This window comes from Selenomonas sp. oral taxon 126, from assembly GCF_001683335.1.
Taxonomy (GTDB): Bacteria; Bacillota; Negativicutes; order Selenomonadales; family Selenomonadaceae; genus Centipeda.
On sequence record NZ_CP016201.1, the window covers coordinates 1,154,152 to 1,175,831 of the forward strand.

Sequence of the window (21,680 nt, forward strand, 5' to 3'; positions counted from 1 at the left end):
CCATCAACATTGGCACGGGCGGCGCGGCAGGGACATACCACCCCATCGGTACTGCGATGGCTGAGATCCTGACCCAGGAGATCTACGGCACGGAGGCGAACGCGCAGAACACGGGTGCGTCCGTGGTGAACCTCAAAATGCTCGGCGACGGCACACTCGACCTCGCGACGGTACAAAACGACATCGCCTACTACGCCGCGAACGGCACGGAGATGTTCAAGGATGAAAAGGTGGAGGGGCTCAAGGGCATCGCCGCGCTCTATCCCGAGACGTGCCAGTTCGTGACGCTCCGATCCTCGGACATCACGAGCATCGCGGATCTCAAAGGGAAGCGCGTTGCGGTCGGTGTGGTCGGCTCAGGCGTCGAGGCGAATGCGCGGCAGATCCTCGCGGCGTACGGCGTTACCTACGATGACATCGACGAACAGTTCCTCTCGTTCGCCCAGGGGGCGCGTGCGCTCAAGGATGGCAGTGTGGATGCAGCAATCCTTACGGCGGGCTATCCAACGGCATCCGTGCAGGACGTCGTCGCGCAGAATCCGATCCGCCTCCTGCCCGTCGAGGAGGAGATTGCGGATGAGTTGATTGCGCAGTACCCGTTCTACACGAAGACCGTCATCCCTGCGGGGACGTATGCGGGATTTGACGAGGACGTGGAAAGCGTCTCCGTCATGGCGATGCTCGCCGCGGGGCCCACGGTGAACGCCGAGTTGGGGTACAAGATCACAAAGGCGCTCTTTACGCATCTCGACCGCCTGCGGGCGGCACATCCCGTCGGCAAGCAGATCACGCGCGAGACAGTGAAGGACGGCATGTCCCTGCCGATGCACGAAGGCGCAGAGAAGTATTTCAACGAAAAGTAGCGGCGATGATTCTGCATCGCGTGTATACCATCATACAAAGCGCTCCTTGCTTGCGTGCGGGGGGCGCTTTATGATAAAATGCGTTTATTATCGCCGCATGCGACGATAGTTCGAGAACTCATTCTACGATTTAATGGAGGGAAAGAACATGAATATCTCTACCGTAAAGAAAATTTTTGCGGCAGGCGCAGTCCTTGTATTCTCTGCTGCGCTTCTCACCGGCTGCGGCGGCGACTCCGCCTCATCGGGAGAGAAGAAGTTCCTCAACATCGGAACGGGCGGCACGGCAGGAACGTACTACCCCATCGGCGGTGCGATTGCCGAGGTGCTGAACAAGGATATCCCCGGCATGAATGCGAGTGCGCAGAGCACGGGCGCATCCGTTGCAAACATCAATATGCTGCGCGACGGCGCTGTGGATCTTGCGACGGTGCAGAACGACATCACCTACTACGCCGTGAACGGCACGGAGATGTTTGCGGATAAGAAGGTCGAGGGGCTCATGGGCATTGCATCGCTCTATCCCGAGACCTGCCAGTTCGTCACGCTCCAGTCCTCCGGCATCACGAGCCTCGCGGAGCTCAAGGGCAAGCGCGTCGCGGTCGGTGCGGCCGGCTCGGGCGTGGAGGCGAATGCGCGCCAGATTCTCGCGGCATACGGCGTCACCTATGACGATATCGACGAGCAGTTTCTCTCGTTTGCCGAGGGAGCGAGCGCACTGAAGGACGGCAATGTGGATGTTGCCATCCTGACGGCGGGCTATCCGACGGCATCCGTGCAGGACATTGCCTCGCAGAACCCTGTGCGCCTCCTCCCCGTGGATGAGAAGGTGGCGGATGAGCTGATTGCAAAGTATCCGTTCTACACGAAGACCGTCATCCCCGCCGGCACGTATGCAGGCTTTGACGAGGCTGTGCCCGGCGTCTCCGTCATGGCGATGCTCGTTGCGGGCCCCACGGTGAACGCAGACCTCGGCTACAGCATTACGAAGGCGATCTTCTCGAACCTCGACCGCCTGCAGGCGGCGCACGCAGTCGGCAAGCAGATCACGAAGGACACGGCGAAGAGCGGTATGTCTCTGCCGATGAATGCGGGTGCGGAGAAGTACTTTAACGAGAAATGAGAGCGTATGCGATAGCGCTGCTTGCGGCGTTTGCGCTCGTCGCGTTCGACATCCTGAGCGCGCCCGCGCTCTTTATGCAGGCGGACGGGACGAAGACCGTGCTCGTGCGCCAGATCCGCGATGAGGTGCCGCTGACGATTCATTTCATCCACTCCGTGCAGAAGACCCCCGTCGAGGAGTTCCTGACCGCGCACGCGGACGGACACTTTCACCTCACGGGTACGCGTTATCAGTCGCACGGCGTGGGGTTGCCCTTCCTCCCCGAGGAGGGGACATTTCGGCAGGAGGGGGACTACTTCGTCCTCGATATGGATCGCGACTACAGCAAGCTGAGCCTCCGTACGGGCGTCGGCACGGAGCTCGTGATCGAGGCGGGCGGGCAGCGCATCCCCGTCTACGAGATGTACCCCGTCGGCACGCGCATCGACCTCGTCGTTGCGCCGCTCTACGCCTACTTGTTTTGAAATTCCGAGGCTGCGTCTTCGAGCGCCCCTATCGGCTTACTGACCTGTCCGAGAAGCGAGCCTGTAAGGCGATGCTGAACGGGTAACAGGTCGTATGCGAAAACGTCCCGCAAGTCAAGTCCGAAGGACGCAGACGAGCGGCTGACGTTGACCGCCTCCAACGCTCGCCACTTCCCCCGTTTCGACGGGGGAAGCTAATATGCCGTAATGCAGAGCCTCCCCCGGCGACACGGGGGAGGGGGACCATGCGCAGCATGGTGGAAGGGGCGCTTTGAACGTCTGGACAAGACACACAAAAGGCTGTTGCACGAGTCGGAACGACTTTGTGCAACAGCCTCCTGTTTCTTTTGTAGCATTTTTGTGAAGTATATAAAAATTTTCCAAAGGATGTGAACTGATCCTATGACCGAAAAGAACAAAGCACAGGCGGACGCCGTGCTCAAGAAGTACGACCGCGAGTCGAACACCGTCCACTATGCGGGGCTGCCGAAGAAAATCGTTGCCGCCATCGCTATCACATTCTCCATCTTTCAGCTCTACACGGCGACCTTCGGCGTCCTCGACGCGCAGCTGCAGCGCGCCGTCCACCTCGGATTCGGACTCGCGCTCGCGTACCTCCTCTATCCCTTTCGGCGCGCGTGGACGCGGGACAGCTTCTTTCACCCCATCGATGTGATCTTCGCCATCCTCGGTGCGGCGGCGCCCGCCTATATCGTCATCCAGTACCGCGAGCTTGTGACGCGTGCGGGCACGGTCTCGCCCCCCGATGTCATCGTCGGCGGCATCGGCATCCTGCTCGTCATCGAGGCGACGCGGCGCGTCGTGGGGCTGCCGATGGTGACGGTCGTCCTCTTCTTCCTCGCGTACGCCTTCCTCGGCCCCTATATGCCGGGTGTCTTGGCGCATCGCGGGCTCTCGGTTGAGCAGCTCATCAGTCACCTCTACTTTACGACCGAGGGCATCTTCGGCATCCCGCTCGGCGTGTCCTCGACCTTCATCTTCCTCTTCATCCTTTTCGGCGCCTACCTTGAGAGCACAGGGCTGGGCAAATTCTTCATCGACCTCGCGAACGCCGTTGCGGGCTGGGCGAGCGGCGGCCCTGCGAAGGTTGCAGTGCTCTCGAGCGGCCTCATGGGCACGGTCTCGGGCAGCTCCGTCGCGAACGTCGTCGGCACGGGTTCGCTCACGATCCCGATGATGAAGAAACTCGGCTACAACGCGAACTTCGCGGGCGCGGTCGAGGCGGCGGCATCCACGGGCGGACAGCTCATGCCGCCGGTCATGGGCGCAGCGGCGTTTCTCATGGCAGAGTTCGTCGGCGTCTCGTACATCGAGGTCGTCAAGGCGGCGGCAATCCCCGCGCTCCTCTACTTCACGGGCGTCTGGCTCGGCGTGCATTTCGAGGCAAAGCGCAAGAAGCTCAAGGGCATCCCGCGCAGCGAGCTGCCCAATCCGCTCACCCTCTTGAAGGAGCGCGGACACCTCGCCATCCCGCTCGTCGTCATTGTCTATCTTCTCGTCTCGGGTTACACGCCCATGCGTGCGGCGCTCGTTGCCATCGTCCTCTCCATCGCGTGTGCCATGCTGCGGAAATCCACGCACATGAAGCCGATCGAGATTGTCTACGGACTCGAGCGCGGCGCGAAGGCGGTGCTCGGCGTGCTCATCGCCTGTGCGGCGGCGGGCATCATCATCGGTGTCGTCACGAAGACGGGCGTCGGACTGCGGCTTGCCTCGGGGCTCATTGACCTTGCGGGCGGCATGCTTCTCCCCGCGATGTTCTTCACCATGATTACGGCAATCGTGCTCGGCATGGGCGTCCCGACCACGGCGAACTACGTCATCACCTCGACCATCGCTGCGCCCGCACTTGTGCAGATGGGCGTACCCATCCTCGCGGCGCATATGTTTGTCTTCTACTTCGGCATCATCGCGGACGTGACCCCGCCCGTCGCGCTCGCCGCCTATGCGGGGGCGGGCATCAGCGGGGGCAATGCACTAAAGACAGGCGTGCACGCGTCCAAACTCGCCATTGCGGCGTTCATCATCCCGTACATCTTCGTCCTCTCACCGATGATCCTGATGGTGGATGCAACACCTCTCGGACTCACGCTGGCGACGCTTTCCGCCCTTGCGGGCATGGTCGCCATCAGTTCCGCGCTCTGCGGCTTCCTCGCCGATCACTGCCGCCTTTACGAGCGCATCCTCCTCATCATTGCCGGCCTCCTTATGATAAAGCCGGGCGGCACAACCGACCTCATTGGCTGCGCCCTCTTTGCCGTCATCCTTGTGATGCAGTATACGCGCGTGAAAAAGGCGGCTTGATTCTTACGGATTCGAATGGTGGAGTCAGACATGAATATCGAAGCATTGACGACGCAGATGCAGGAACGCGCAGCGGCGTATGCCGCACAGCATGACACGGCGCTGAACGATGAGATCATTGCACTGGGGCGCAGCGTGCCCGCCGCCGAGCGGACGGCTGCAATCGCAGGGCTGCTCGCGCAGGCGTACATCGAGGAGCGCAGCTTCTTCGATGCGGCAAAAACGCTGAGCGAGGTCACGCCTGCGGAGCGTGACGGGCTTTGGCATTACCGCATGGGCTACGCACTGTATTTTTACGCGGTCAACCGCAGCCCGCAGCTCGCCATCCTGCGCCTTGCACGGACGTTCTTGGAGCGCGCAGAGGAAGATGCCGCGAGCACGGCGGAGATCGAGCGGGTCTTTTTCGGCAAGCCCGGCGGCATGCTGGAGCGGTGCAGGGACGCGATTGAAAACAAGCATGGATGGTATGCTGAGGAGCCGCCCTCCATCGGCTTGGAAGAGCTCATCCGTACAGTTGAGGAGGAAAAGGAGTGCCTACGGAGCGAGGTGATGGCGTTCTTTGCGCACAATCAGCGCCGCGAAATCACCATCCACCATCATGCGGCGACCGACAAACTGCCCGTTGGGGCGAGCAAGTTCTACGGGACGCCTGATCTGCCCGCAGATTTCGTCTGGCCGTACTATAAGGGAACGGACTTTGAAGATGTGACGAAGAACCGCCCGCTTGCCTTTCTCGCGCAGATTGATCTCGGCGAAGCTGCGCAGTATGACCGCACGGGTCTCCTGCCGACATCGGGCGTACTCAGCTTCTTTTATGAAACAATGTCGATGGAGTGGGGCTTTCGACCGGGGAGCAAGGGCTATGCGCGCGTCTATTACTTCCCCGACAAGGAGCTGCTTGTCCCGACGGCGATTCCGCCCGAGACGGAAGAGTGGAGCGTGGGGGAGCAGTCGCTGACCTTTGCGGACGCGGTCAGCCTCATATCGCCGTTCGAGTACAGCCGGCGCACCGGGAAAAAGGTGGACTGGGATACCTACAACGAGCTGCGCGCGGAGTTCGGCGCAGCCGTCGCTGCGTATGACGGTCATCATATGAAGATGCTCGGCTATGCGGATGAGATTCAGGACGCGATGGAGCCGGAATGTGAGATGTACCACAGGGGCTTCGAGGAGGCGGCGTATCAGACGCTCTCCGAGGAGGAGCGTGCGGGTCTCATGGAGAAGGCGGTCGAGAACTGGATCCTCCTGTTTCAGATGGGAACGGTGGAGGAGGGCGACACGGAGCTGATGTACGGCGACTGCGGGTTCATCTACTTCTGGATTCGCAAAGAGGATCTCGCCGCGCAGAACTTCGACAACGTCCGTCTGATTTTGCAGTGCGGCTGAAATAGCGAATGCTTCGGTATAGAAACATAGAAAAACGAGGAACCCTTGCGTTTGCAGGGATTCCTCGTTTTTCTATGCCGGTGTTTATCTTACTGTTTCTCTTCTGCTTTGACCTCGATCGGGGCATCCTCGACGAGCTGCTGCGGCTCCTCCTCTTTCCTGCGGCGCATGAAGAAGAATGCGCCCGCGCCGATGAGGACGATGACGAGGACGACGGTGCCGATGATTGCCGTCTTGTTCCAGATGCGGAACGCGACCTCGATCTTCGACGACTCGCCCGTCACGAGCGTCTTGCCGAGGTTCCACGTGAGCAGCGTGCCGTCGTTCTCCGTGCGGTCGGCATTTGAGCTCGTGGGTGCGGACGGCAGGGTCATCTGATACGTGAACGTGATGTTGCTCGCGAATGCGCCTGCGCCGCCGCCGTTCTGGCTGCCCTCAAAGAGCAGGTCAAAGTTGTAGTCCGTGTAGAACAGGCTCTTGTTCACGGTGATGCCCGTGTTCTTGCCCTCGTTCGCTTTGAAGAAGTCGTTCTCCGCGAGCTTGTCAATCGTCGCGTAGTGCTCCGTGATCTCGTAGCCCGACATGCCCTCCTTCGAGACGGGAGCAATCTGCGCCTCGGGATTGCGCGCGAGTGCGCTCGTCTTGCTCTGCTCGACCACCTCCGCGAGCATGGGAACGCTCATGAGGGTCGTCTTGAGATCGGCACTGCCGTCCTCGTTGATGACGACGTTCACATCGCCGCTGAAACAGCCGCTCGTGAGTGCGAGTACGCCGAACATCGCTGCCGCGAGGACGGTGCGCATCGTGCGTGTGCATCGTGTCAGAAACATAAGATACCTCCTACTATAAATTCAAATGATACCGATTCCATTATATTTTACATGAGCACGCCGGTTTTTGCAAGACGGACGATTGGCAGGGGCAATGTCGTGATTTTTTTCATTGTATTATTTTGTGCCTCATGCTATACTCATGAAAACTATATTATCTTATCTTTATGTTTTTCGAGCTGCCGTACCTGTGGCATATGCTATGGTGCGTCAGCCTGACTGCGGCTCTGGGATTGCGGTCACGGGGGAAGGTATGGAAACGTCCTTCCCTGCCCGCAGACATTTGTCTGCATTGCAAAGGAAAACCGGCAGGGGGAGGACTGCGCTCTTTTTGTGCGCGGCGAGTGCTCACCGGATTTTCCGGCGGGCATTTTTTGTTGGGAAAGTTTGGGAATTTGCGGGAAAGGAGTTTTATGGGGCAGTATGCACGTATGATGGCGGCGGGGAGTGTACTCGCCGTGCTGTTTTTCGTCCTCTCGCTTTCAGTGGGACGGTTCTATGTGCCGTTCGATCAGGTGGTGGCAATTCTCGCATCGAATTTTATCGAACTTCCGATCACGTGGGATGCGTCGATGTACAACGTCGTCATGGTGATCCGTCTGCCGCGCGTGCTCGGCGACATTCTCGTCGGCGTTGCGCTCGCGGTGTCGGGCACGGCGTATCAGGGGGTCTTCCGCAACGATCTCGTCTCGCCCGATCTGCTTGGTGTCTCGCAGGGCGCGAGCGTGGGTGCGTGCCTTGCGATTCTCGCACATCTGACGCTCGGCGGGACGGCTGCCGCGGCATTTCTCGGCGGCATCGCGGCGGTTACGATGACACTCATGCTGCCGAAGCTCGTGCAGAGCCGCTCGCGCATCGTGCTCGTCCTCTGTGGCATCATTGTGTCGGGCTTTATGGCGGCGGTGATCGGTCTGCTGAAATACCTTCTAAACGAATTGTTTTCATACTGAGCCACCCGATGACACTCGTCATCGGGCGGTTTTGTTAACGAAAGGAAATTTTAAGACCCTCTGGAAGCACGGCGCGGCGGCGGAGGTCATCGACGAGGCGGACATGACCGCACTCTACGGACTGCCCGTTCACATCGGGCAGATCGGCACGAGAACGGTCTGCGTCGGCGGGGATATTGCTTGAATTTTTCTCCTTGAAACCTGATCGTCACAGTGCTATATTATGCACAGGCGAGCACGAGCCAAAACAGGAGCTATAAACGACGAAGCCCCCGCGAAGAACAGGAGATTCTTCACGGGGGCTTCGTTTTCGTTGACCGAGGGGCAGGAAACCTTTATAATATAAGAAAACACTGATAACATCAGCGGCGCCTTAACAACGGAGGTCGGGTGTGGAGAAAGAATGGGAAAAGCGTGCGTTGGAGGAGTGGGAGCGCCTGTCCATTCAGGACAACTTCATCTTTCAGCGCGTTATGCAGAATGTGAAACTCTGCAAATGGCTTTTAGAACGCATTTTGAGAATTCAGATTCGAGAGATTCGCTATCCAGACACAGAAAAGACGATTGACGTACGCCTTGACAGCAAGGCGGTGCGTCTCGATGTCTACGTTGCAGACGAGGCGGGCACGGTTTATAACATAGAGATGCAGACCACAAAGGGACGTGATGGGGAACTCCCGAAGCGAGCACGCTACTATCAGGCGATGATCGATATGGATCTGCTCGGCAAAGGGGTATACTACGATGACCTACGGCAAACGTATATCATCTTCATTTGCACCTTTGACCTCTTTGGTCTGGATGAACGCATCTATACATTCCGCAGCCGATGTATGGAACAGGGGGATTTGGAGCTTGGAGACGGCACGACGAAGATCTTCCTGAATGCAAAGGGTCTGCGCGGCAGTGTCGATGAAGAGCTGGCGGATTTTTTACACTATGTTGACGGCAAGGAGGCGCGGAGAACGTTCGCGCAGGAAATGGCACGCGAGGTTGCGCGTGTCAAGCGGCAGGATGAAACGAGGCGGGAATTCATGACGCTCTATATGGAATATCAGAAACAGCGCCGTGCAGGTGTGGAGGAGGGAATCGCACAGGGACGGGAACTTGGAATTGCCCAGATGGCGAAGAAACTCCTGCGTGCAGGGATGACGATTCCTGCGGTTGCTCAGATGGCGGAGATGCCTGAGGAGGCAATTCGGAGAATCGCCGAGGAGGATGGGATTCCTGCTTCATAATGCAGAAAAAAAGGGGGCTGACGCACGAGCTGGTGAGGTGCTTTGTGGTGTTTCTGGGGAATCGCTGAATTTATCAGTGCATCCCTAATGGTATATGTGAGAATGATGACAGAGAATATTGGCGAAGGGCAGGAGCCGGTGCCGTTTCCTGAGATGTATGACCGGCGGGAGCTGAATGCGCTGTACCGTGAAATCCCACTCAAGGACAATACATCCCGTCTCCTGCGGAAGTATTTTAACGCGATGGCAAATCTCTACGGCATTATCACGCTGCGCGACGCGCTGGCGGTGATTCGCCGATTCAGCCCGCGAACGGTTACGGATGAAGAATTCTTGGCATTTGCCGAGATTGCGCGGCATGAGTGCGAGGGCTACTGGATTTTGGGACGCCACGAACTTTTTGCTGATGTGGCTGAGGGGGACGTGATGGATCACGAGATCATCAGCCTCCTGATGTTTGGTGCAGAGGATGCTCCCTATTTCAAAACGATGGAGCAGCAGATGGGAAAGCCGCTCTATATTCCGCCTGACAAGGCGTCTCTGCTTGCGTATGCGGAGCCTTTCTATGTGGAAAAGACGGCGGAATATGCGGCGCTTGTCGACTTCATCGAGGAGCATATGCCCGTCGACTGGATGAGATACGAACGCGAAGTTGTGCTGGATGAGATTTTTGATCTGCTGCGCGTGGATGTGGATTTGAACGCGCTCATCAGTCTGTTGGATGAGATGGGGATTCGGTTCACAGGTGAGAACGACATCGAGCAGTTTACGAAGCTCTGGATGAATTATGTGAACAACGCACGTCTCTTTGCCAATCGTGGATATACGCCGCGCGAGCTCTTGGCAATGCGCCCGAATCGCTACGAGCAGCTGCAGACGGCGTCGATCGGACCTCGTATGCGCGCGGCGCTTGCGCGTGGTGACATGACGGTGGAGGAGCTGCGCGAGCAGTTCATGACGGTGGATCTTCCGCATGAAAATGTGCGCAAGGCGTTTCTGGATGAGCTGGATGCAGTTGTGGCGGAGCTTGCCGCACAGAAAAAGAGCGCGAAGGTCGGACGCAACGATCCCTGCCCCTGCGGCAGTGGGAAAAAATATAAGAAATGCTGCGGGCGATGAGGCGCTTTTGAAAGATTCTATGATATAGGAGCATCGCACGGAGTTGTTTCCGATTCGCCGTAACGTATGACAAAGAGCAAAAATATCCCTTGACACGAAAACTCGAATGTAGTATCATACAATGACCTATTGAATGAGAATGGGGATTTGTGCGCCTTTTTCGGGGAGGGTCAGCCTTCGCGGCTCGTGTTAGAAAGGATAAATGAGCAAGGTATTCGGACGGTTGCCTTGTTCTTTTTGTGTCTTTTTAATTATTGTTGCGCACAAAACTTCATTAAGATAATCCAGCGAAAGGGTGACAGCGTTCATGTTCAATCCTGTGTCGGTCGGCCGTCGCACCCGGTACAGCTACGCGCGCATCAAGGAAGTCATGGAGATGCCGCATCTCCTCGACATCCAGCGCACGAGCTACCAGTGGTTTCTTGAGGTGGGGCTCGCGGAGATCTTCCGCGATATCTCGCCTATTCAGGATTTCTCGGGGAATCTCATCCTTTCCTTTGAATCGTTTGCGCTCGGTGAGCCGAAGTACGATCTCGACGAGTGCAAGGAGCGCGATGTCACCTATGCTGCGCCCCTGCGCGTGAACGTGCGCCTCGTGAACCGTGAGACGGGCGAGATCAAGGAGCAGGAGGTCTTCATGGGCGATTTCCCGCTCATGACGGATACAGGCACGTTCATCATCAACGGTGCGGAGCGCGTCATCGTCAGCCAGCTCGTCCGCTCGCCCGGCACCTACTACGGTGTCGAGATCGACACGACGGGCAAGGAGCTGTTCAACGCGACGATGATCCCGAACCGCGGCGCGTGGATCGAGCTCGAGACGGATGCAAATGACATCGTGTCCGTGCGCATTGACCGCACGCGCAAGATGCCCGTGACCTATCTCATCCGGGCGCTCGGCTACGAGACGGATGCGGAGATTCGTGCGCTCTTCGGCGACGACTCGCGCATCCTCGCGACGATTGAGCGCGATACGGACGAGGTCAAGACGCGCAGCAAGGCGGTCATCGAGATCTACCGCCGCCTGCGTCCGGGCGAGCCCGCGAACGAGGACAATGCGCGGACGCTGCTCGAGACGCTGTTCTTCGACCCGCGCCGCTACGATCTGGCGACGGTTGGACGCTATAAACTGACAAAGAAGCTCGGCTGGCGCCGCCGTCTGCTCGGCAAGGTGCTTGCAAATCCTGTCGTTGACAAGGAGTCGGGCGAGATCATCTTCCCGAAGGGGGAGCGCATCACATCGGAGATGGTGGATGCCGTCAGCCTCGAGCGTGAGATGGCGCTCTTTGGCGAGGGCGAGATCGTCGCCTTTGATGTGCAGAAGGCGGACGGCGAGATCTACCGCATGCTCTGCGCGCCGACACGTGACTATCAGTTCCGCACGATCACGCGCGAGGATGTCATGGCGGCGATCAGCTATCTGCTCGGCCTCATGGACGGCTTCGGCAACACGGACGATATCGACCATCTCGGCAACCGCCGCGTGCGTGCGGTCGGGGAGCTGCTGCAGAATCAGTTCCGCATCGGCCTCTCGCGCATGGAGCGCGTTGTGCGTGAGCGCATGTCGATCCAGGAGACGGAGAGCATCACGCCGCAGGGGCTCATCAACATCCGCCCGGTGGTTGCGGCGGTGAAGGAGTTCTTCGGCTCCTCGCAGCTCTCGCAGTTTATGGATCAACATAATCCTCTTTCGGAGCTGACGCACAAGCGCCGTCTCTCGGCACTCGGCCCCGGTGGTCTCTCGCGTGAGCGCGCGGGCTTCGAGGTGCGCGACGTGCACAACTCGCACTACGGGCGCATGTGTCCCGTCGAGTCCCCCGAAGGTCCGAACATCGGCCTCATCGGCTCGCTTGCGAACTATGCGCGCGTGAACCAGTTCGGCTTTATGGAGACGCCGTACCGCCGCGTGGACAAGGAGAACCGTCGCGTGACGGAGGATGTGCGCTATCTGACGGCGGACGAGGAGGACGAGCTCATCATCGCACAGGCGAACGAGCCGCTCGATGACAGCGAGTTCTTCGTCAACGAGCGCGTCACGGCGCGTTTCCACGAGGAGACGGGTCTGCACCACCGCGACCGCGTCGACTATATGGACGTGTCGCCGCGACAGGTGTTCTCGATTGCAACGGCGATGATCCCGTTCCTCGAGAACGACGATGCGAACCGTGCGCTCATGGGCGCGAACATGCAGCGTCAGGCTGTTCCTCTGCTCAAGACGCAGGCACCGCTCGTCGGCACGGGCATGGAGTACAAGGCGGCGTGTGACTCGGGCGTCATGGTGCTCGCGAAGCACAGCGGCGAGGTCACGGAAGTTACGGCGAATGCGATCACCGTCCGCACGGACGAGGGCGCATTTGACAACTATAAATTGCAGAAATTTGTCCGCTCGAACCAGGCGACCTGCATCAATCAGAAGCCGCTGGTCTATGTGGGCGACCGCGTGGCGGAGGGGCAGCCCATCGCCGACGGCCCGTCGACGGACAATGGCGAGCTCGCACTCGGCTACAACATCATCGTTGCCTATATGCCGTGGGAAGGCTACAACTACGAGGACGCAATCCTGCTGAGCGAAAATCTCGTGAAGCGCGACCTCTATACCTCGATCCACATCGAGGAGTACGAGTGCGATGCGCGCGATACGAAGCTCGGCCCCGAGGAGATCACGCGCGACATCCCGAACGTTGCGGAGGACGCGCTCAAGGATCTCGACGAGGACGGCATTGTGTCCATCGGCGCAGATGTGCGTCCCGGCGACATCCTCGTCGGCAAGGTCACGCCGAAGGGCGAAACGGAGCTGACGGCGGAGGAGCGCCTCCTGCGCGCGATCTTCGGCGAGAAGGCGCGCGAGGTGCGCGATACATCGCTGCGCGTGCCGCACGGCGAGGCGGGCAAGATCATCGATGTGAAGATCTTTACCCGCGAGAACAATGACGAACTGCCGCCGGGGGTCAACCGCCTCGTGCGCGTCTACATCGCGCAGAAGCGCAAGATCTCGGTCGGCGACAAGATGTCCGGCCGTCACGGCAACAAGGGTGTCGTCTCGCGCATCATGCGCCAGGAGGATATGCCCTTCCTGCCCGACGGCACACCCGTCGACATCGTGCTGAACCCGCTCGGCGTGCCGTCCCGTATGAACATCGGGCAGGTCTTGGAGACCCATCTCGGCATGGCGTGCCGCGTGCTCGGCCAGCGCATCAAGGCGGACGACCCGACGGTGGAGGGAGACCTGCGCGCGGCGGGCTACAATTTTGATGCAAATGGGATGCCCATCCCCGATGTGGCGGGCATTCACATTGCGACCCCCGTCTTTGACGGCGCGAGCGATGATGACGTGTTCGGTACGATTCGTGCGGCGGGGCTGCCCGATGACGGCAAGACGGTGCTCTATGACGGACGCACGGGCGAGCCGTTCGAGAACCGCGTCACGGTCGGCTGCGTCTATATGCTGAAGCTGCATCACCTTGTCGATGACAAGATTCACGCACGCTCCACAGGGCCGTACTCGCTCGTCACGCAGCAGCCGCTCGGCGGCAAGGCGCAGTTCGGCGGACAGCGCTTCGGCGAGATGGAGGTCTGGGCGCTCGAGGCATACGGTGCGGCGTACACCCTACAGGAAATCCTGACGGTGAAGTCCGACGATGTGGTCGGGCGTGTCAAGGCGTACGAATCCATCGTCAAGGGCGACAATATCCCCGAGCCCGGCGTTCCCGAGTCCTTTAAGGTGCTCATCAAGGAGCTGCAGGCGATCGGTCTCGACATCAAGGTGCTCAACGAGGACGCGAAGGAAATCGCGATCCGCGATGAGGAGGACGAGGACATCGGGGAGAAGGCGCGCTCGCTTGAGCTCGATGTCGAGGGTGTCGATGAGACCGGCGCACCGCCGCCGCCCGCAGACTCCTATGAGGAGGAAGAGGGCGCAGAGGAGGATGTCTCCGACGAGGACATCATTGCGCATATCGACAGCGAGGAGCCGGTCGATGATATGGATTCCCTGATGCGCGGCGGACTCGACGATATCGACATGCCAAACGAGGACATTTAAGGAAGGGAGTGACATCTTTGCTGGATGTAAACAATTTTGACTCAATGCGGATTGGACTCGCTTCCCCCGATAAAATTCGTGAGTGGTCGTATGGCGAGGTCAAGAAGCCTGAGACCATCAACTACCGCACGCTCAAGCCCGAGCGCGACGGTCTGTTCTGTGAGCGCATCTTCGGACCGACGCGCGACTGGGAGTGCCACTGCGGCAAGTACAAGCGCATCCGTTACAAGGGCGTCGTCTGCGACCGCTGCGGCGTCGAGGTGACACGCGCGAAGGTGCGCCGCGAGCGCATGGGACACATCGAACTCGCCGCGCCCGTCTCGCATATCTGGTATTTCAAGGGCATCCCGAGCCGCATGGGGCTCATCCTCGATGTGTCCCCGCGCTCCTTGGAGAAAGTCCTCTATTTCGCCTTCTACATCGTCATTGATGCGGGCGAGACCGATCTCAAGAAGAAGGAACTGCTCTCCGAGCGCGAGTATCACGACGCGCTCGAGAAGTATGGCAATACGTTCCGCGTCGGCATGGGCGCGGAGGCGATCAAGGAGCTGCTCGAGGAACTCGATCTCGAGCAGATGAGCGAGCAGCTCCGCAATGACGTGCGCACGACCTCCGGACAGAAGAAGGTGCGCGCCATCCGCCGCCTCGAGGTGGTGGAGGCGTTCCGCAAGTCCGGCAATCGTCCCTCGTGGATGATTATGGATGTCGTGCCCGTCATTCCGCCCGACCTGCGCCCGATGGTGCAGCTCGACGGCGGACGTTTCGCGACCTCCGACCTCAACGATCTCTATCGCCGCGTCATCAACCGCAACAACCGTCTGCGCCGTCTGCTCGACCTCGGTGCGCCCGATATCATCGTGCGCAACGAGAAGCGTATGCTGCAGGAGGCTGTGGATGCGCTGATTGACAACGGCCGCCGCGGGCGTCCCGTGACGGGTCCCGGCAACCGCGCGCTGAAGTCGCTCTCGGATATGCTCAAGGGCAAACAGGGGCGTTTCCGTCAGAACCTCCTCGGCAAGCGCGTCGACTACTCGGGGCGCTCCGTTATCGTTGTCGGCCCCGAGCTGAAACTCCATCAGTGCGGCCTGCCGAAGGAGATGGCGCTCGAGCTGTTCAAGCCGTTTGTCATGAAAAAACTCCAAGCCGACGGCGCGGCGCACAATATCAAGTCGGCAAAGCGCATGGTCGAGCGCGCACGCCCCGAGGTCTGGGACGTGCTCGAGGATGTCATCAAGGAGCATCCCGTGCTCCTCAACCGCGCACCGACGCTGCACCGCCTCGGCATTCAGGCGTTCGAGCCTGTGCTCACTGAGGGGCGTGCGCTGAAGCTGCATCCGCTCGCGTGTACGGCGTACAACGCGGACTTTGACGGCGACCAGATGGCGATCCATCTGCCCCTCTCGGCAGAGGCGCAGACGGAGGCGCGCGTGCTCATGCTCGCGGCGAACCACATCCTCGCGCCGAAGGACGGCAAGCCCATCATCGTCCCCTCGCAGGACATGGTACTTGGCTCGTACTATCTCACGAAGGTACGCCCGGGCGCAAAGGGCGAGGGCAAGGTCTTTACGGGCATTGCAGAGGCACTCCTCGCGTATCAGGAGAAGGTGCTTGACCTGCAGGCGGAGATCCGCGTGCAGGTCGCAGGCTACGGACTCGTCCGCAGCTCTCTCGGCCGCCTCATCTTCAGTGAGATCCTGCCCGAGCAGCTGCGGCACTATCGTCAGGATGCGGAGACGGGCGAGTGGAGTCTCGGCGTTCTCATGAACAAGAAGGAGCTCGGGAAGCTCGTCGCAAATTGCTACGACCACTTCGGCGCGACCAAGACCGCTGAGGTCATCGACAATGTGAAAAATCTCGGCTACCACTACGCCTGCATCGCGGGCATGACGGTTGCCGTCTCCGATGTCATCGTGCCGCCGAAGAAGAAGGACATCATCGCGGACACGCAGGCGCTCGTCAACAAGGTGGAGCGCCAGTTCGGGCGCGGTCTGATTACCGAGGACGAGCGCTACAAGAAGGTCGTCCAGCTCTGGACGAAGGCGACGGACGATGTCGCGGACGCGATGATGGACAACATGGATCCGTTCAACCCCATCTTTATGATGGCGGATTCGGGCGCGCGCGGCAACAAGCAGCAGATGCGCCAGCTCGCGGGCATGCGCGGTCTGATGGCAGATCCGTCGGGCAAGATCATCGACCTGCCAATCACAGCGAATTTCCGCGAGGGACTGACCGTTTCCGATTACTTCATCTCCTCGCACGGTGCGCGCAAGGGTCTTGCCGATACGGCACTCCGTACGGCGGACTCGGGCTACCTCACGCGCCGACTTGTCGACGTGGCACAGGATGTCATCGTCCGCGAGGAGGACTGCGATGTCTCCGCGATCAACCTCATGCAGGTGCGCGCGCGGCTCGCGGAGTCTGCATTTGACGCACTGGAGCTGCTGGTTGACAGCCTGATGGGCAGACTTCTTGCGACAGCGATCTACGATCCCGAGACGAAGGAAGTCCTCTATCCGCAGGATACCGTTCTCGACGACGAGGTGCTTGAGACCATCGGCGAGCGCGATGTGCGCGAGATCATGGTGCGCGGCTCCTCCGTGAATGTGGAGGGCGCCGTCAGCAACGCGATGGTGACGGAGAGCATTACGCTCGGCGAGCCGGATGCGAAAAAGCGCAAGAAGGCGCGCGCGGCGATGGTTCGCGAACTCAGCGGCAAGGAAGTCGTGCGCGAGGCTGTGCTGGATGATGGGATGCCACTCGCTGCCGAGGGGGATTTCCTCACGGACGAGATGGTGGAGGCGATCATCGACTCGGAGCTGCATGAGCTCCACATCCGCAACAACAACGTGCGCGGCATCGAGGTCGAGGCAATCACCGAGGGCACGGGTGTCATCGAGTCGCTCGCCGACCGCATTGTCGGACGCGTGCTCGCCGAGGACATTGTGGACGAGGCGACGGGCGAGACGATTGCCCATGTCAACGATCCCGTGGACGAGGCGCTTGCAAAGCGCATCGAGGGCGTCAGAAAGCGCGTTGCCATCCGCAGCGTGCTGACCTGCAAGTCGCAGTTCGGCGTCTGCATGAAATGCTATGGCCGCGACCTCGCCAATCAGGCGGAGGTCGAGATCGGCGAGGCAGTCGGCATCATCGCCGCGCAGTCGATCGGCGAGCCGGGCACACAGCTCACGATGCGTACGTTCCACTCGGGCGGCGTCGCGGGCGACGATATCACGCAGGGTCTCCCGCGCGTCGAGGAGCTCTTCGAGGCACGCAAGCCCAAGCACAACGCGATCATCGCGGAGAACGAGGGACTCGTCTCCATCGACGATACGGGCAAGGGGATGCGCACGGTCACGATTACGCCCGAGGGCGGCGCACCGCGCGAGTACTCCGTACCGTTCGGCGCGCGCATGGCGGTGCGCGACGGGGCGGAGCTGAAGCCCGGCGACAAGATCACCGAGGGCTCGATCAATCCCCACGACATCCTGCGCGTCTGCGGACTGCAGGCGACCCAGCGCTACCTCGTCTACGAGGTGCAGAAGGTCTACAAGTCGCAGGGCGTTGAGATCAACGACAAGCACATCGAGGTCATGGTGCGGCAGATGCTGCACAAGGTCAAGATCGAGGAGTCAGGCACGACCGACTTCCTGCCCGGTGAGTACATCGAGATCAACGCATTCGAGGCGGCGAATACCAAGGCGATCGAGGAGGACGGCGAGCCTGCTGTGGCAAAGCCTATCCTGCTCGGCATCACGAAGGCATCGCTCGCGACGGACTCCTTCCTCTCGGCGGCATCCTTCCAGGAGACCACGCGCGTCCTCACCGACGCCGCGATCAAGGGGAAGATCGACCCGCTCGTCGGACTCAAGGAGAATGTCATCATCGGCAAGCTCATCCCTGCGGGCACGGGCATGACCCGCTACCGCAACCTCGATATCGTCGACTTTGCACCACAGATTGTGGAGGAAGCCGAGGAGGAAGAGATCGTCGAAGAGGTGCACGAAGAGGTCGACCTCTCGCGGCTGGAGCATCTGACGAACTGACTTGCAATATGCGATTGAACGCGTTATACTACGTGTAGAGAAAAGATGACGTGATAGCATTCAGGTCACAAGAAAACTCGGCAGTGCCAGCTGCCGAGTTTTTCTATTGCCGTAATCAAGAAGCCTCCCCCGTAGCGACGGGGGAGGGGGACCGCTTGCGGTGGAAGGGGCGCCATGAACCTGCAGGACAGCACTTGCATCGGAGGTGAGCACTTCAAGCAACTTACACTTTTCTATCGTAACAGTGTCGCATCTCCCACAAGCGCCCCTATCGTCACGCCTGCGGCGTGCCACTTCCCCCGTCTCGGACGGGGGAAGCTAATATGCTGTAACTACAAATCCCCCCAACTTCGTCAATCCCTCCCCACAAATTAGTTGACGAAACTCTCCTTTCGCGTTAGAATACGAACGTGAAAAAGGAGTGATTTGTATGGCATCTCTCGATGATAAATTCTTTTCCGTTCGCAATACGACGCGCATGGCGCTGTGCATCGCGCTCATCTGCGTGAGCGCGTACATTGCAATCCCCGTGCCGTTCATGGCGCCGCTGACGATGCAGACCTTCGTCATGTGTCTTGTCGCGCTCGTCCTGACGCCATGTCAGACCGCCTTCGTCATTGTCGGCTACACATTGATCGGCATACCTGTGTTCGCGGGCGGCGTCGGCGGATTTGGCATCGTCTTCGGCCCGCGCGGCGGCTTCTTCATCGGCTTCCTCGTCGCCTATACCCTCATGAGCATGCTCAAGGGGCGCGAGCCGTCCTTTGCGCGCTATGCGCTTGTCGGCACGCTCGTCAGCGTGCCCGTCACCTACGCCATCGCGACGCTTTGGCTGACGATTCTCTTCGGGGACAAATTCGCGGGGATTGTCGCCGCATTTATGGCACTCGTCCAGTACATCCCGGGCGACCTCATCAAGGCGGTCGCCGCCGCCGCACTCGGTGTGTCTCTCAACAGGAGACTTCGTTATTTGTGAGTGAAAAAATAGTAAAAACAATCGGCAAAATGGAGCGGGATTCATCGAGATTCTGCTCCGTTTTTGTGTATTTTGAAAAAAACGATTACAAACACTATTCTTTTGAATAAAATGATAAGGTGTGTTGCGGGGAGAGGGGCTTCAGTGCTATAATAAAACAGCGTTTCTTTCAAGGAAATATCGTACTTCGTGGGAGATGTGCAGAGTTTGAGGCAATGTGGGACGACGTACCACATTGTGCAACGAGGGAGGGATCTTTGCGCGCCATCAAGTCATATAGAAAGCATCGTGGGGCTTTGACCTGCGCACGCTTTCAGAAGGGGAACCCTGGAAAGGATGAACACACATGAACGGACTCACTGTGTCGAAGAAGATTATCCTGAGCTTTGCGATACTCATCGCACTTTTTCTTGGTTTTGGTGCATATGCGTGCTATTCGGCACGCGTGTTGAATCAGGCGGCGATAGACCTGAGCGGCTGGACGAGCACGCTCGGAGTGGCATCGGATCTTTCGGATGCGGCGAACATCGTGCGGCGTCGCGCAGTGATGGCTGCGCTGACAAAGGATCCCGCTCAGCGGGAAAAGTCGGAGCGTGACCTCGCGGAGGCAAAAAAGGCAGTAGACGATGCCTTTACCGCTTATGAACAGGCGCTGTCCACCATCGTCTACACGAGCGCGGATGGGGCGCAGAAGGATCGCGAGATACTGGAGAACGAGCGCAAGGCATGGCAGGCATACCTCGACTCGGGCAAGGGGCTGGAGCCGCTGATCGCTGCGGGCGATATGGATGGAATTCTCGCCTATGCGCAGGGACCGACGCGCGATGCCTATCGATCCTTTACCAAGTTGGTGATGGAGGATCAGGCGCGTTCCATCCAGGGGGCAAAGCAGGCAGAGGCGGAGAGTAACGCCGCATATACACAGGTGCTGACGACGACGATCATCGTCGCGATCATCGTCGTGCTCTTCACCTGTGCGTGCGCCATCTATCTGCTGCGTAACATCAAGACGTCGGTTGATATGGTACTCATGTCGCTGCGCAAGGTGGCGCAGGGCGATCTCAGCATCCACCTCCCGGCGGATTCGGGCGATGAGTTCGGACAAATGGCGGACGAGTGCAACAAGATGCTCACGAATATCCGTACCATGACGAAGACGATCCAGAAGACGGCAGAGTCGGTGGCGGACTCCTCGACCACGCTGACGAGCACGTCCGAGCAGTCTGCACAGGCGACGCAGAATGTCGCGCAGTCCATCACGGAGGTCGCTGAGGCGGCACAGACCCAGATGGACTCTGTTGCGGAGGCAAAGCATCAGGTGCATGCCTTTACGCGTGGACTGACGGATGTCACAGAAACCATCGAGAACGTCGGTACAGACATCGCGCATACATCACAGAAGGCGGAGGAGGGCAACAAGCTCGTGGAGGCAACGGTTGCACAGATGAACACGATCGCGGATACGGTCATCTCCTCCTCGAATGTCGTGGCAAAACTCGGCGAACGCTCGAAGGAGATCGGCAACATCGTCGAGGTGATCTCGGGCATCTCGGGACAGACGAATCTCCTCGCGCTCAACGCAGCCATCGAGGCGGCACGTGCGGGCGAGCACGGTCACGGCTTCGCCGTTGTCGCCGAGGAGGTGCGCAAGCTCGCCGAGGAGTCGCAGCAGGCGTCGAAGCAGATCGGCGATCTCATCCGCGCGATCCAGGAGGAGACCGAGCAGGCGGTTGCTGCAATGCAGACAGGGCGCAGCGAGGCGGAGAAGGGGCGCGAAAACGTCACCGCGACGGGCGAGGGCTTCTCGGAGATCCGCGCGATGATCGACCGGCTCCAACAGTACTCTGTCACCATCGGGACGACGATGGAGGATCTGACGCGGCGGGCGGCGAAGATCGACGATGCCACGGGCAAGATTCACGACTCTGCCTCGAAGGTGGCGGCAGAGTCGCAGAACGTCTCTGCCGCGACCGAGCAGCAGGCGGCAGGCATGGAGGAAATCGCAGCGAGCAGCCGCGGTCTCTCGGACATGGCGCACGACCTGAACGCGGCGGCGGCAAAGTTCAAGACCTGAGGCATCTCTGCATGAAAAAAGGGGCTGTTGCATGAGCGCCCCTTTCGGCTCACTGCGTTCGCCACTTCCCCCGTTGCGACGGGGGAAGCTAATATGCCATAACGAAAAGCCTCCCCCGTGCGACACGGGGGAGGGGGACCGCAAAGCGGTGGTAGGGGCGCCTTGAGCGCTAACACGAACAGGGGCTGTTGTACGGAGTCAAAACAACTTCGTGCAACAGCCCCTTTTATATGTCCTTATTTGC

14 protein-coding genes and 1 riboswitch are annotated in these 21,680 nt (G+C 59.6%); of the genes, 13 read left to right on the forward strand and 1 reads right to left on the reverse strand.

Annotation, left to right across the window (positions count from 1 at the left end; all coding sequences use genetic code 11):
* The 5 genes from AXF19_RS05170 to AXF19_RS05190 all read left to right on the forward strand — a co-directional run.
* Positions 1-863: TAXI family TRAP transporter solute-binding subunit (locus AXF19_RS05170; protein ID WP_237141700.1), on the forward strand; the 863-nt coding region annotated here is incomplete at its 5' end.
* 148 nt (positions 864-1,011) lie between these two features.
* The gene (locus AXF19_RS05175) at positions 1,012-1,986 is read left to right on the forward strand and encodes a TAXI family TRAP transporter solute-binding subunit (RefSeq protein WP_066845976.1); all 975 of its coding nucleotides are present in this window, start codon (positions 1,012-1,014) and stop codon (positions 1,984-1,986) included.
* A complete protein-coding gene (locus AXF19_RS05180) occupies positions 1,983-2,450 on the forward strand; it encodes a DUF1850 domain-containing protein (RefSeq protein ID WP_066845979.1) in 468 nt (155 codons plus the stop codon). The genes AXF19_RS05175 and AXF19_RS05180 overlap by 4 nt, the downstream gene beginning before the upstream one ends.
* A 402-nt stretch (positions 2,451-2,852) precedes the next feature.
* Entirely contained in the window at positions 2,853-4,775 is a 1,923-nt protein-coding gene (locus tag AXF19_RS05185; RefSeq protein ID WP_066845982.1) for a TRAP transporter permease, read from the forward strand.
* A 30-nt stretch (positions 4,776-4,805) separates the two neighbouring features.
* Entirely contained in the window at positions 4,806-6,161 is a 1,356-nt protein-coding gene (locus tag AXF19_RS05190; protein WP_237141701.1) for a YwqG family protein, read from the forward strand.
* Between the two features lie 89 nt (positions 6,162-6,250).
* Here the strand turns inward: AXF19_RS05190 and AXF19_RS05195 are convergent, their stop codons facing one another.
* Positions 6,251-6,991 carry an EGFR-like transmembrane domain-containing protein gene (locus AXF19_RS05195; RefSeq protein WP_066845985.1) on the reverse strand — a complete coding sequence of 247 codons (741 nt, stop codon included), beginning with the start codon at positions 6,989-6,991 and terminating at the stop codon, positions 6,251-6,253.
* 160 nt (positions 6,992-7,151) lie between these two features.
* A riboswitch (molybdenum cofactor riboswitch) is annotated at positions 7,152-7,310 on the forward strand.
* Positions 7,311-7,404: 94 nt separating this feature from the next.
* On the opposite strand from AXF19_RS05195, the gene AXF19_RS05200 reads away from it, so the two are divergent.
* From AXF19_RS05200 to AXF19_RS05230, 8 genes are all read left to right on the forward strand, one after another.
* Entirely contained in the window at positions 7,405-7,941 is a 537-nt protein-coding gene (locus AXF19_RS05200; protein WP_237141702.1) for an iron chelate uptake ABC transporter family permease subunit, read from the forward strand.
* A gap of 31 nt (positions 7,942-7,972) precedes the next feature.
* Complete coding sequence (locus tag AXF19_RS14305) at positions 7,973-8,125, forward strand: hypothetical protein (protein ID WP_237141703.1); 153 nt, start codon at positions 7,973-7,975, stop codon at positions 8,123-8,125.
* A 208-nt stretch (positions 8,126-8,333) separates the two neighbouring features.
* Positions 8,334-9,179: an Rpn family recombination-promoting nuclease/putative transposase gene (locus AXF19_RS05205; RefSeq protein ID WP_066845988.1), complete on the forward strand. Its 846-nt coding sequence runs from the start codon at positions 8,334-8,336 to the stop codon at positions 9,177-9,179.
* A gap of 102 nt (positions 9,180-9,281) precedes the next feature.
* The gene (locus AXF19_RS15180; protein ID WP_237141735.1) at positions 9,282-10,298 is read left to right on the forward strand and encodes a YecA family protein; all 1,017 of its coding nucleotides are present in this window, start codon (positions 9,282-9,284) and stop codon (positions 10,296-10,298) included.
* 307 nt (positions 10,299-10,605) lie between these two features.
* Positions 10,606-14,340, forward strand: a complete 3,735-nt coding sequence (rpoB, locus tag AXF19_RS05215; RefSeq protein WP_066845991.1) for a DNA-directed RNA polymerase subunit beta — start codon at positions 10,606-10,608, stop codon at positions 14,338-14,340.
* 44 nt (positions 14,341-14,384) lie between these two features.
* Positions 14,385-18,386: a DNA-directed RNA polymerase subunit beta' gene (gene rpoC, locus AXF19_RS05220; RefSeq protein WP_172837413.1), complete on the forward strand. Its 4,002-nt coding sequence runs from the start codon at positions 14,385-14,387 to the stop codon at positions 18,384-18,386.
* A gap of 430 nt (positions 18,387-18,816) precedes the next feature.
* Positions 18,817-19,362 (forward strand): biotin transporter BioY, encoded by a 546-nt coding sequence (locus AXF19_RS05225; RefSeq protein WP_066845996.1) that lies wholly within the window; start codon positions 18,817-18,819, stop codon positions 19,360-19,362.
* A 346-nt stretch (positions 19,363-19,708) separates the two neighbouring features.
* Entirely contained in the window at positions 19,709-21,436 is a 1,728-nt protein-coding gene (locus AXF19_RS05230; protein ID WP_066846000.1) for a methyl-accepting chemotaxis protein, read from the forward strand.
* Positions 21,437-21,680 lie beyond the last annotated feature (244 nt).